Origin of the sequence: Pseudomonas sp. UBA6753, from assembly GCF_002453565.1 — a bacterium.
GTDB classification, from domain to species: domain Bacteria; phylum Pseudomonadota; class Gammaproteobacteria; order Pseudomonadales; family Pseudomonadaceae; genus Aquipseudomonas; species Aquipseudomonas putida_Z.
Genome location: NZ_DKHD01000054.1, coordinates 52,489 through 66,302, shown reverse-complemented (window position 1 = coordinate 66,302; position 13,814 = coordinate 52,489). Strand labels below are relative to the sequence as shown.

Sequence of the window (13,814 nt, the reverse complement as noted above, 5' to 3'; positions counted from 1 at the left end):
GTATCGCCTGTACGTCAAAAAACTTTAGGGGAAAAGCAAAAAGCCCGGGGCGTCTCGCGGACGCCGCCGGGCTTTTGGCATGTTCAGCCGATCAGGATTTCTTGGCCTGGGCGTTGATCGCTTCGAAGATCGAGGTGATCTGGTCGGCCTGGGCCTTCATCTTGCCCAGGGCGGTGTCCAGGGCCACGTACTTCTTGGTCAGCGATTCGGTCAGGGACTCGGTGCGGCGGTCCAGGGCAGCCTGCTGGTCGGACAGGTTCTTGGCCGCCTTGTCGAGGTTGGACTTGCGTGTGGCCAGGCTGCCATCGGTAGCGTTATAGGGGTCGATGGCCTTGTTCATACGCTCGAAAATACCGTCGGTGCCGGTGAACAGCTCCTGTACTTCGGGGCCGAGCTTCTTGTCGTTCATCGCCGCGGTGAACTTAGAGCTATTAAACTCCAGAGTGCCGTCTTTTTGCGTGTTGATACCCAACTGGCTCAGCGTAGTCAGCTTGTCGCCCGCCCCTACCTCAGTCAGCACCTTGCGTATATCCCCCAGCAGCGAGCGAGTGGTCGGGTCGTTGGTGAGCGGGCCGAGCACCAGATTGTCATCGGCGTCGCGGCTGGTCGACGTCAGCGACTTGATCGCATTTTGCAGGGTGTTGTAGGCATCGACAAAGCTCTGGACCGACTTCTTCAAGCCATCGTTGTCCGCCGCCACAGTGACCGCGGTCGGCGTACCGCTGGTGGCACCACTGGCCTTGGCACTGACTCCAGTCAACTCCAGGGTCATGCCACTGATAGCACTATCGAGCTTGTTGGAGGCGCTCTTGACCTTCAGACCATCGATGGTCAGCTCGGCATCCTGAGCCTTGGCCGAGATGAAGCCCGCGCCGGTGCCGGACATCTGCGTGGTGCCGTCGATGGCCAACGCAGCAATACCACTCACGGAAATATCGGTATTGGCACCCGTGGTCGTCGAGCTGAGCACAAGACGGGAACCACCCACCTCGTTAACGATGTTCGCGGAAATGCCGTTGGCGCTCATTTCCTTGTTGATCTGGTCGCGCACGCTCTGCAGCGTGGCGCCGCTGGCCACATCCAGATCATAGGTCTTGCCGCCCTGGCTGATGGTCAGCTTGCCAGCGCTGATCGCGCTGGTGGCGCCGCCAGCGAACTGCTGGCTGGCTACTTTCGAACTGGTAGCCAGCTTATCCACCACGATGTCGTAGCTACCCGCCACTGCGGTGTTGCTGGAGGTGACCTTGACCACCGACTCATTGGCCGACTTCGCCGCATAGGCATTGAATGAAGGCGCATCTTTGTTGTTGAGCCCTTTCATGGCGTCCTGGTACGCCGTGAGGGCACTGCGCAGCGCGCCAATCCCCGAAATCATCGCCGTGTTGTTGCTGGTTTGCCGGTTGATCTGCGCCTGCTTGGCAGCAGTATCAGCACCAACCAGAGCTTTGACCATCGCACCAATGTCGAGACCAGAACCCAGACCTACGCTGGATGTAATCGGGCTTGCCATGCTGTTGTCCCTCTCGCTAACGCGTCAATCCTGCTCCGCAGAACCGACATGCATCACCTCATTGATGCTCGCCACCAATCATACCTTGGCGTCGAACAGAACACTTTTGACATCGCTCAGGCTGTGGGCGATGCGCAGGGCCTCTTCCGAGGGCAACTGGCGAATCAGCTCACCACTATCGGTAGCGATGACTTTGACCACTATCTTGCCGGACTCTTCATCCGTGGAAAATTCCAGATTACGTTGCGACGCCCTCAGGAACTTTTCGATCTCCGAAACGGCATGCTTGACCTTGTCGGCATCCTGCACCGCCTTGGGGTCTTTCTTGTCGTCTTCAGGCTTTACGTTTTCCGTCGACCGGACAACCGGTTTTTCAGCAACCTGCTCGGCCGAGCGTGCGGACGGATAAGACAGGTTCAGCTTGACGTTCATGTCCATGCCCACCACCTCGTAATGAAAAGGCGGGGAAGTGCCTTACCAGCACTTCCCCGCCAGCAACCAGGCAGATTAGCCCAGCAGCTTCAGTACTGCCGATGGCAGCTGGTTGGCCTGGGCCAGAACCGAGGTGGAAGCTTGCTGCAGGGTCTGCTGCTTGGTCAGCTGGGCAGTTTCAGCAGCGAAGTCGGTGTCCTGTACACGGCCACGAGCAGCTTCGGCGTTTTCGTTGATGTTTTGCAGGTTGTTGATGGTGCTGGTCAGACGGTTCTGCGCGGCACCCAGGTCAGCACGACTGCTGTTGATGGTCTGCAGAGCGGAGTCGATGGCAGTGACGGCACCGCTGAAAGCTGCTTCAGCTGCTGCGCTGTCAGCGCCAGTGATGGTCTTACCAGACAGTGCGCTCAGGGCACCGGTGGTCATCATGGAGTCGCTCAGGCTGATCTTAATCTGGTTGGCCCCGCCAGTATTGGAGCCGACCTGGAAGGTCATTACGCTGGCTGTACCATTGAGCAGGTCCTTGCCGTTCAGCTGAGTGCTGCTAGCAATACGATCGATTTCCGACAGCATCGACTGGAATTCTTTGTTCAGAGCATCGCGGTCTTGCGAGCTGTTGGAGTCGTTTCGCGACTGGACGGCCAGTTCACGCATACGCTGCAGGATGTTGGTCTGCTCTTGCATCGCACCTTCAGCGGTTTGAGCGATGGAGATACCGTCGTTGGCGTTCTTGATCGCCATGGTCTGACCACGGATCTGCGAGGTCATGCGGGTAGCGATCTGCAGGCCAGCGGCGTCGTCTTTGGCGCTGTTGATTTTCAGGCCAGAGGACAGACGGGTCATCGAGGTGCTCAGTGCATCGGAAGCACGGTTCAGGTTCTTCTGAACGCCCAGAGAGGTGGTGTTGGTGTTTACAGTCAAAGCCATGACGAATTCCTCGTTGGATTGTGTACTACGGCTTCCGGCCTTGGCAATTCGCCGGGTGCGGCACAGAGAACCTTCGTATTAGTTATCGTCGTCAGGGCTGTTTGCTTTAGCGGATTTTGGAAAAAAATTACTGGCCTCGTGCCAGCCCAATAAAATCAAGGAGTTGACGCCAGAAGACTGACGCATCCCTCATGCTGGGTTAGCGGGCAACTGTGTAGGCGCACTAAAAAACAAACGCCGCCAAGCGGCGGCGTTTCATACGGTAGTGAACGTCAGTCGCAGCGCTCGATGATGGCAGAACCCCACGACAGCCCGACACCAAAGCCGCTCAGCGCGACGCGCTTATGCTGCGAGCCGAGCACGTGCTTTTCCAGCAGCAAAGGGATGCTCGACGACACGGTATTGCCCGTCTCGACCATGTCCTTGACAAATTTCTGCTTGTGCGTGCCCTCGTCGAAACGCGCCGAAACAGCATCGACAATCGCCGCACTGCCCTGATGCAGGCAATACAAATCGATGTCCTCAGCCTTGAGATCACTGGCTTCCAGCAGTTGCTGCAGGTGGGCAGGCACCTTGACCAAGGCAAAGTTGTAAACCTGGCGACCATTCATGAAGAACTTGCCGTCAGTGGTGCGCAGATGCTCAGCACCTGCACCGTCGCTGCCAAACAGCGACTTACCCAACTGCCAGGCAGCGCCTTCGCCCATCCAGGTGGCCGTGGCCGCATCACCGAACAACATGGTGGTATTACGGTCTTCGGGGTCGACGATCTTGGAGTAAGGGTCGGCAGTGATCAGCAGGCCGTTCTTCAGACCCGCCGCTTCCATGAAACCTTTCATCGCATACAGGCCATAGACATAGCCCGAGCAACCCAGCGAAACATCGAAAGCGGCAACGGCGGTCGACAGGCCAAGCTTGTGCTGAACGATAGCAGCAGTGTGCGGCAGCCCTTCGGCATCACCGTTCTGGGTCACGACGATCACGGCATCGATAGCTGCCGGGTCGAGCGATGGGTTGGCAGAGAACAGGTTCTTTGCAGCTTGCACGCACAGGTCAGAGGTTTCCTGAGCGTCATCTTTACGCGGCAGGAAGGTCGAGCCGATCTTGCCAAAGATGAAATCCTGGTCTTTGCCGAATTTTGCGCCTTGGGCGTAGTTGTCTACCCCTTCAGCCGGCACGTAACTGGCGATACTTTTAATGCCAATCATATGGCTTCCCAATTCTGAAAAAGCAAAATGCCTGCTGAGCACCACGAGCGCCTGCCGGGGAAGGCACAGCTTCTGGCAACGCGGTTCATTGGCTCAGCCGTTCCCGGTTGTGGCAATCATAACAGTGAAGATGCTTGCCGTGACTTCCGAGTCACGTGCTTTTGTCGAATCGCAGGGAGGGAAGGCAGCGACGCCCACCCAATGCACGTTCAATCTGTACATTGGGTGTGACGCAGGATCAAGGGGAGCGTTTCAAGCCGATCGCCCCACCTTGTGAAACTCCGCGTCAGTTGACGACTGCTCTGAATACATACTGCAACGGCAAGGCATCCTGCACCGCCACTTCCGGGTCCGTTCCTGCCGCCGCTGCCATGGCATGGATAACTGGGAGATACCGTTCGCGCTGGGGCTCATCGAACACCCGGGGTATGCCCGCCTCCACCGTCAAACCTGCCTGCGCGAACATTTCAAGCATGGTGGCAAGGGTAAACCAGCGGATATGCGTCCTGTCGAACAGCCCCGAGTCTTCGTAGCGGAAGTCCCCGACACTCAGGCGAACCTGGACACTCCAATGCTGCGCATTAGGGATGCATGCAACGATACTGGTGCCCGGCGCACTTGCCTCGCGGATCTTGCTCAACAGTTGCCACGGGTCGTAGAGATGCTCCAGCACATCGCCAAAGACCCAGCAGTCGGCAGCAAGGTCAGAGGCCAGCAGATCCGCAGTCACTGCTTCGATATTCATATCCAGAACACGGTCACAGTGCTCCCTGGCCAGCTCCGCGTAACTGGGCTCGATCTCGATGCCTGTGTAGTGCACGCTCGGGTTCAGCTTCTTGTACTCACGGGCAAGCGCACCTGAACTGCAACCAATCTCCACCACACGCCTTGCATTAGCTGGCATCAACTTCAGAAGATCGGGATTGTGATGCTGATGGACCGGCGTTTGGCTCTGCACGCTTTTCTCCTGAGTGTTTTGATCACGCTGTTCGTCATACTTGTCCAAATAGCGGCGATAACCCTCTCGCCAAGTGGGTGTACCGAATGCGCCCCCACTTTCATGTACGACGCTAAGTGGCCATGTTCCCATGAGCAGCCCCTTCGCCTCTGCCTGACGGCAGAAATCCATATCATAGAAATGGAACTGGAACTGCTCATCGAAACGCACACCGGCCTGCACCAGCCGCTCACTGTCAGCAGCCAGCAGCAGCCCGTCCAGCAGCTTGCAAGGCTGCGGAGCCGGCCCGAAATTCGAGACCGCGCAAGGGAAACTGCTGCCATGCCCTACAGCGCCACTCAGGAAACGTTTCTCATCCCAGGTAAACCTATCGTCGACAAATGCCCACGCTGGCTGGCCCTCGATGCGGCGCGTGTTGCCTGCAAGCCCGATGACATCGAAGGCTTCGACCCCTTCCCTTAACCGATCCCCCCACCAGTAGTCACAAAGGTGGACGTCATCATGCACAAACACCAGGATTGCCGGGGCCTCCTTGGCTTCCTCAATGGCACGGTTGTAGAGGGTCGACAGCCCTTCCTTGTTTTCTGCATGAAGCACCAACTCCACAGGATTGGATGCCTGATGGATCTGCAAGGACCGCCCCAATGCAGTTTTGGTCGGGAAGTCCTCTCGGGACTCACGGGTCCCACAAATAATTCGAATAGGTTTCATGTGGCTATCTGTCAATGAGTAGTTGATAGGACATCACGACACTGGATCACAACGCTGCCAACCAGGCCGGCCCTGTACCGGGCATCACCCCTTCATCGAAAGCACGCCCAGTGAAAGCATGCGGCCAACGTTCGCTCAGCGCCTGGGCGACTTGCGTGTCACAAGCCGACTCACGCTTGACGAGCACCTGAGCCTGTGGCGTCCAGACCACCATCAAACCTGTCTCCTGCACACGCAGGGCAAGGTCGATATCCCCGCCCGTCACACCCTGCAAACCACCCACTTGCTCGAACAGTTCCTTGCCCAACATCAGGCAGTCGCCCGAGACAGCAGAGCAACTACGAACCGATTGCTGCCACAACTGATCTGCACTCAACCATGGCTCATGCACCCTTGGGCCATCGAGCAGTTGATAGCCTGCATGGGCCAGCGCCGCACCCGAGGCATACAAGGCTCCCCCAACGACACCCACCTCCGGGCGCTGGACTTCATTGAGAAGGCCTTCAAGCCAAGCCGGGCTCATCACCTCGCCCGCTTCGGAGAACAACACCAGATACTCGCCCCGAGCCTGGCTCGCGGCCAGGTTCAGCAAGTCGTCATGCGAAGCGCCGGGCTCGCCCGTAAACAACCGCACTCGACTGCCTGCTCCCTGGAGCGCTTCGCCTTCGGAGCGTTCAGCATCACCCGCGCAGGCCACCAACACCTCATAGCGCGGATAACGGGTGCGTTGCACAATACTGGTCAAGCAAGACTGGAGCGCAGCAAGTCCGTCTGTGCTGGCGATCAGGATACTGACCAACGGCGTAGTGCCATGACGGTAATCCATACCCAGGCCCGCCGCCCCCCGCTCACTGACATGGGCACCGTAACCTAGCTGCCTGAGGTGCCGCTCCAGAACCGTAACGGCCTCTTTGGTCATGGTTTCTGGCGACTGGTCGCCCAATACCAGATAGTCATCCAGATGAGCCAGGCTGGCCACACCCTGGGCTTCCACAAGTCGCAGCAGCAGGTCGAACTCCAGGGCGTGGCGCAGGCTCTCGCTGTATCCACCCAGTTCAAGCACAGCCTGGCGCCGCACGAGCCAGTGTCGAGACATCAATCCGGGCTGGCTGCGCAACAGGTCCAGGTCGGCACCTGGGCGCGCCACATTGTGCAGCCGCCCCTGCTCATCGCGCTGTACCTCATGGGCACAAATGGCCTCGCAGGCAGGCGACTGGCCCAGCTCCAGCAGCAGGTGCAGGAGTCCGCCAGCAAGCAATTGCTCGCCAGCGTGCAACAGCATCAACCACTCGCTTGGCAGTTGGCGAACAACCTGGTTCAAGTGAGCAACCCAGTTATCGGGCGTGACCTGAACGAAATGCAACGTGTCTTGAGGTGTCGTGATCACCGGCGGTTTACAAGCCTTGAGCACCCACAGCTTGAAGTTGCGCGCGCCACTGGCCAGCACGCTGTCGAAAGTAGCCTGCAGCCCCGCATCATCATTGGCCAAGTCCAACACCACGAAAGCGATCTGTAGCGGGGGGGCTTGCTCCAATTGCTCCAGTACTCGCCGACGAGCGTCATTGTCCGGGGTCATGCTATCGAGCAATTCGAGCAACTGACCTGACGGGGTCCCGGCCAGCCCTTGCTCAGGAGAAAGCGCCGGAACCTTGGCCAAGCGCTGGCGCCAGTCCTGAAGTTCACGCACAGGACGCGCGTCGCTGTTTGCGACCAATGTATCGGCCAAACGCAAGCACACTTCGCGATTGAACAGGCCCAACGCCAGCGCTTGCCAATAGCGCTGCTGCAAACTGTCGGGCGTATCATTGGCGTGCACTTGCAACAGCTCGCGCTGACGCACCCAGGCGCCTTCCAGGGCGCGGTAATGCTGCGCGCCAGCCGGCCAGGCATGACACAGAAACTCCAGGTCGACCAAACTATCGAACAAGGCAGCGTTGTAATACGGCAACGCTACATACTGCTGCGGTGCGAACACTCGCTCAGGCGCAGCCGTGACACTTTTCCAAGCAGACGTAAACAACAATGGCTCTTCGGATGCGCCATACGTGTCGCGCACGAACCGGTTGAGCAAATCGAAGTCGTCGCTGCAAAGGCCGACCCCTGTCGAGTCCCATTCACGCAGCGTACGTACTGCTAATGTCAGTCGCTCCTCCAGCTGGGCCGCAGACAATGGACACACTACATACTCACTCACTACATCGGTTTGTTCGAGGCGCTCGATCTCGCCCTGCGCCAGTAGCGCATAGGACAACGCCACACGCCAGGCAGGGAAATCCACCGCCTCCGGCAGAAGGGGCAAAACAGCCTTCAGAGCCGATACCCGCAACACGGCACGCCAAGCCTGCTGGGCAGCTTGGGCATAGCATTGCAAACGGCCATGGGCGCTCTGCTCGCCCGAAGGCAACAGCGCCAAACCGACCTTGTGATAAGCCAACTCGCAATTGCCTGCGGTATAACCCAACGCATACCCTTGCGCACCAATCACGTGGGAAGCCGTTTGCAAATGGGCCGCTGCATTATCCAAAGCCTCCGGCAGGACGAAGTCGGCGTCCAGGCTCAGCACTACCAAGGGCGTAGTTACCTGATGCAGGGAGTGCAACAACCGTTCCAGGCACACCTCACCGGTACTGCCCGCTTGCAATGGTTCTAGCGCCACGCAAGGTACGCCTGCTTCGCTGTAGTAATACTGAGCACGCACACGGGTGTCGGCTTGTTCGTGACCAAGCAGGAGGACAGTTACATCACTGCGTGTCCCAGTAGTGATTACGCTCATAAAGCACCTGTTTCAAATGATGATTTAGCGCCCGGCCCCGCCAGGCGCCAGAGTTCAGTCGGCAAGCCAGGCATTGGCCCAATGCTGGAGATGACGCGGTGCAAGTACGTAGTCGCGCAATACCGCTTCTCGAAGCTCATCTCCCTGACGGAAGCTGGCACCGGGGTCAGCAAGGTGCATACGAATGGCATCCAGCCATAATTCGGTTGTGTTGGCACGGACCCGCGTGCAGGGCAGATAGCCGTCGTAGGCCTTGGTGTCAGTACAGATCACCGGATAACCGCAAACGCCGTACTCCAGAAGCCGTAAATTGCTCTTACAGTCGTTGAACAGGTTTTGTTCAAGAGGTGCCAGAGCGAGGTCGAGGTTGAGGCTGGCCAGCTTGCGCGGATACTGGGCCATGGGTACACCCTTATGGAACTCCTTGATATAGGGACGCAGCATTTCCGGACACATGCCAAAAAATACCCAGTCGACCTCATCCGCAAGCGCTCGGACAACGCCCAGCATGAGCTCCAGATCACCACGATGGCTCGTGCCACCCGCCCAGCCCACTCTTGGCCTTTCGCTTGTCTGGCGCTGACTGGACAGGTCTGTCCACAACGAGGCGGCCAACATGTTCGGCACGACGCGAATGTCGTGATGCAAATGCGACAAGGCGTCTGCCAATGGCTCAGTGGACACGACCAGCCGATCGCACAACCCGATCGCCTGCCCTAACAATTCACCGACATTTTTTGGCCAGTTACGAACATGATCATTTTTTTCAGACGGTTCGATCACATAGTCGTCAATTTCAAATATTCGCCGTGCGCTGGAATACTTCTTGATTTCAGCGATTTCCTTGATGCTCTCTGCGGAATAGCGCAATTGCAGGATCATCGCGTCGGGCTTCTCCCGCTCCGCCGCAATAGGCTCTGATATTTGGTAACTGATCCGTCCTTGAATCCAGCCGGCTTGCTCCAGTTCCACGAACGGCTGAATAACCCGATAATGCCCGATCGCGGTCGTATTGAATGGCAAGGCCAGAACTGACGGCATCGCGCGAGCGATAAAAGGGTCCCAGGCATTGCGCAACCCCGGCTCAAGCCTGAAGCCCTGTCTGAGGCTCAGATTCTTGTTGTAGGCCGGGTCATTGGCAACACTGTGCAGCCAGCGTTGATAAAAGACCTGTTGGCAAGCAACGTCATTGTCCGGCGTGTTCGACGACATCCGGGCCACTTTCGAAAACGGCGTCCAGACCACAAGATAACCTGCTTCACGCACCCTCAGGCAGAGATCTGCATCGAACCAGCTTTGCTGCAGAGCTTGTGTATCCAAACCTTGCAGCTCATTGAACAGCTCACGCCGAACCAACAGGCAATCCAGGCTCAACGCACTCCAGTTCTGCACCAGCCGTGACCGGCCCAGGTAACTCTCGGCATCTGCCGCATTACCCGCAAATGGATTACCCGCAGGACCACAAAGCCCCAGGACCAATGCGCTGGGTGCAGCGGCACCATCGCGGGCATACAGTTTGGGCCCGACTACACCCACCTCCGGGCGCTGGGCCTGGCTCATCAACTCATGTAGCCATTGCGCGTCAAACAGCGCACACCCGACATCAAGCAACAAAAGATAGTCACCGTGAGCCTGTTCACTGCCCAGGTTCAGGCTTGCCGCTCTTCCCTGCCCCCCCACCTCAAGTACACGCAACTGGTCACTGCCCAGCCCCTTCATCGCAATCAGCCAGTCACGCACTTCGGCAGGTTCATCACCGTTGGCGATCAACAACACTTCATAGTTGCTGTAATGGGTGTACTCAAACAGCGATTCGACGCAACGGCGCAAAGTAAGTAGATCGCTGCCAGCTTGAATCAGGATAGAAACACTGGCGGGAAGCGCATGCTGATAATGCACGCGAGTTGCCATGCTATCGGCAACAGTTTCTACTTCAGCAGCCACCCCCATGCGCTTCAAGTGCGCACGCACCACACTGGCGGCATGGGTTTGCACTGCAGGATCATTCATCCAGTCAGCATATGTACTCTGACTCTGCACCAGTAATTCGGGGATATGCCCGATCGCTTGCAAACCATAGGTTTCGACCAGACGCCAGAGCGCATCATGTGGCGACAGGCTGCCGAACTGCGCGTCAAAACCGCCAATGGCGCGCATCGCCTCACAATTGAATATCAATTGGCGACCCACGTAAGGCAGGCTTCGCATCAGATCCAGGTTGAAATCGGGCTTGAAGATCGGATGACTCGATTCACGCCCATTGAAAGCACCTTCATCGCTGTAAAGACACAAGCTGCCAGCATTCAATGCCATGCGTTCGGCCATGATCATCAATGCGTGGGGACGAAGGCGATCCCCTGCACGCAACAGAACGATCCAGTCCGCCGAGGCATCGCCCAAGCGAGCATTCACATTGTCGAAGCCATCACCATCGAGATGTTGGTACTGCACCCCTGCAACCGTCGGCAAGGGCAGTTCGCAGTTGCCCAGCACTTGAATACCACTGGCAGCATAGGACTGTGCAGCCAGGCTATCGAGTGTGGCACGAAGGGCAAGCTCTTCGCCGTCGTCGCAGAATACCACTGGCATGATACGAGGCCGACTTGGCCACTGCTCTATACGCTTGGGCAACAGACGCTGCTGACCCTCAGACAATGAACAAGATTCCAGCCATTCAGCGTACAACTCCGCAAAACTGAGGCTTTCAGTGCCCACCTGCTGCTGGAAAAAAGCGATTTGCCGGCTGGTGAAGTTACGCATGTCCATCTCTTGCCACACGTCATCGGCACCACCGCTGTAGGACGGTATCGGCAAGTAACGCACCCACCCTTCGGCTGGCGCCTGCCCCCCGGTTCGCCCGGCCAGCATCTGCTGCAACCACTCAGACTCGATCTTGGCCGCCTCAGTCATCGCCACGTGATGGCTAAGCCTTCCGGCATAAATCCGCTCAACGCTCAGCACTTGCTCAAGACTGGCCAGGTGCCCACGACGCAGCAAACAAATGTACAAAGCCATGTCCAGACGCGAACAAAATCCCTGCCCATCCTGCACCAAGGTCTCCAGATACTCCCCAACCTGAGCACGACGGAAAAGCGCATGGCTGATGCCTCCAAACAGGTTTAATGTGCTTTCGGCAATGCATGCCAACAGGTCTGTACCGTAGAGCACGGCAGTGGTCGGAGCGACCAACGCATTGAGCGCCCTGGAGGGCAACAAAATGTCATCAGCATCGCAGACCAACCGCTGGCTAATCACCATGCTCACCTGCTCATGATCACACAGCACCTTCGCCTGATGGCTAATGCACTGGGTCATCAAGAGGTCATCATCGCAGAGGAACTTGACCAGCTCTCCTGAGGCGTGGCCGAGGCATGCCAGCATGTTGCGGGCGAACCCGAGTCGCCCTGGATTGCGTACGTAACGCAGTAGCACTGACGAAGTCTTGTGCAGCTCCTCACAAATAGTCTCGATCTCTTGACCTGGGCTATCGTCGCAAACAACGACTTCCAGATTCGGGTAGTCCTGGTTGAGCGCGCTGCTCAGCGTACGACGGAAAAATTCCGGGTTGAACGCTAGGATGGCGATAGAGACGAGGGGTTGTGCACTCACGTGTTGCTCACTTAGCGATAATACATTCAATGCCACGAGGGACGTCGAAGCGGCACTCTGCGTAGAGGCCGCCCAGCACGATCAAGCCTCGATCAGATGTAGTTGACCAACGACAAGCTGGCAACCTTGGCATAGGCCTGCAGCGACGCTTGCAGCATGTTGGTCTGCATCTGCAGGCGCAGCATCACTTCAGCCGGGTCGCTTTCGCGAATCGAGCTTTGGGTCTTGGTGTTCTCGGTGCTCAGCGCCTCGTTGGTTTCGGCCTGAACATCCAGCGCCTGGCCGCGGCCACCGATCGCACTGACCGACGACGACACCTGGTTGGTCGCACTGGCGATGTTGCCAATGGCCGAATCCAGCGCGGTGAGGAAGTTCTGCCGGGCAACCGGGTCGTTGTCCACCGGGCTGGTCAGCGCGGTACGCAGCTTGCCGATGGTGTCGAGGATGTTCTGGGTCTGGTGGGTATCGACCTTTACCGCGAACGAGTCCCCGGCATTCGGTGCGCCGGACAGCTCGAAGCTGACCCCAGCCGCGGTGGCGGTGGTGCCGTTCGGCCCGCCCAGCGCACCCGATGCCACCGGGCGGCTGTCAGCAGTGACCGGTGCGGCGTACAGCTCGAAGGTGCTGCTGCCGGTGAACTTGAGCACCGCGCCACCGCCCGGGAACGCGGCCTTGTAAGCAGCCTGATCGGTGATGATCGCGCCCGTCACCTGCTCGGAGGAGGTATTGCCAGGGCTGCGGGTGCCGGAAACCTCATCGGCCTTGGAACTCAGGCTGAACGTATGCCCTGCGATAGCGGCATCTTCGTTACCCTTGTCACCGTCCTTGAAGGTGATGTCCAGGCGCAGATCGACACCGCGGAAACTGATGCCGGTGTTGTCGCCATTGGGGTCGAACTTGCCGCCCTGGCTGGCCTCGAGCGTGACGTCATTGCCGTCGACGTCGGTGATCTTGTATTCGGTGCTGCTGAGGAATTCGATGGTGTACGGCTCGCCACTGCGGAAGCGATCGTTGTACAGGCTGTTGCCGGAGACCTGGCCGTTGGACAGGCTGACGCGGCCATCGTCGGTGGCCGGCGCGGTCAGGCTGGTCTGGCTACGGCTGGTGTTGAGCGCCTGCTCGAAGGCGTCGTAGCCGGTTTCATTGGCCGCCAGGCTGAGCATGTCACCCACCTGCAGGTTGAGCTTGCTCTGGTCACCCTGGTAGCTGTAGGTGCCATCGGCATTGCGTGCGTAAGGCGGGGTATCGCCCTTGGAACCGGAGAAGATGTACTTGCCGTTCTCGTCCTTGCTGTTCATCAATGAGAACAGCTGGTCTTCCAGCGACGCCAGTTCGTCGGCGTTGGCCTTGCGGTCGGCATCGGTGAACGAACCGTTGCCAGAGCTTACCGCCAGTTCGTTGACCCGCTGCAAGATGGTGCCGATGGAGTTCAGGGTGCTTTCGGCAGTGCCCAGGGCGTTACGTACGTTGACGATGTTGCCGCTGTACTGCTTCAGCATGTTCTGCTGCTGCTCCAGTTGCAGCAGACGCGCCGCCCCCACCGGGTCATCCTTGGCCGAACGCACGCGAATGCCATCGCTTGCCTCCTGCTGGCTCTTCACCGTCTTGGCGAAGTTGCTCTGGTAGTTGGCCTGGTTGGTGTTGTAGAACTGCGAAGTAGAGATGCGTACGCTCACGATCTACGGC

8 protein-coding genes are annotated in these 13,814 nt (G+C 58.3%); all 8 read right to left on the bottom strand.

Features of this window, described 5'->3' with window-relative positions; genetic code table 11:
• Positions 1-91: 91 nt before the first annotated feature.
• On the bottom strand, positions 92-1,510 hold the full coding sequence (fliD, locus tag B2790_RS20760; protein ID WP_286919642.1) for a flagellar filament capping protein FliD: 1,419 nt from the start codon (positions 1,508-1,510) through the stop codon (positions 92-94).
• A gap of 78 nt (positions 1,511-1,588) precedes the next feature.
• Positions 1,589-1,948 carry a flagellar protein FlaG gene (locus B2790_RS20755; protein WP_075045933.1) on the bottom strand — a complete coding sequence of 120 codons (360 nt, stop codon included), beginning with the start codon at positions 1,946-1,948 and terminating at the stop codon, positions 1,589-1,591.
• 69 nt (positions 1,949-2,017) lie between these two features.
• Positions 2,018-2,869 (bottom strand): flagellin domain-containing protein, encoded by an 852-nt coding sequence (locus B2790_RS20750; RefSeq protein ID WP_075045934.1) that lies wholly within the window; start codon positions 2,867-2,869, stop codon positions 2,018-2,020.
• A gap of 272 nt (positions 2,870-3,141) precedes the next feature.
• On the bottom strand, positions 3,142-4,077 hold the full coding sequence (locus tag B2790_RS20745) for a ketoacyl-ACP synthase III (protein ID WP_039612685.1): 936 nt from the start codon (positions 4,075-4,077) through the stop codon (positions 3,142-3,144).
• 286 nt (positions 4,078-4,363) lie between these two features.
• Positions 4,364-5,746: a class I SAM-dependent methyltransferase gene (locus tag B2790_RS20740; protein ID WP_286919641.1), complete on the bottom strand. Its 1,383-nt coding sequence runs from the start codon at positions 5,744-5,746 to the stop codon at positions 4,364-4,366.
• A gap of 46 nt (positions 5,747-5,792) precedes the next feature.
• Positions 5,793-8,519 (bottom strand): glycosyltransferase, encoded by a 2,727-nt coding sequence (locus tag B2790_RS20735; RefSeq protein WP_286919640.1) that lies wholly within the window; start codon positions 8,517-8,519, stop codon positions 5,793-5,795.
• 54 nt (positions 8,520-8,573) lie between these two features.
• Entirely contained in the window at positions 8,574-12,128 is a 3,555-nt protein-coding gene (locus B2790_RS20730) for a glycosyltransferase (protein ID WP_286919639.1), read from the bottom strand.
• A 92-nt stretch (positions 12,129-12,220) separates the two neighbouring features.
• On the bottom strand, positions 12,221-13,804 hold the full coding sequence (locus tag B2790_RS20725) for a flagellar hook-associated protein 3 (protein WP_286919638.1): 1,584 nt from the start codon (positions 13,802-13,804) through the stop codon (positions 12,221-12,223).
• Positions 13,805-13,814: the final 10 nt, after the last annotated feature.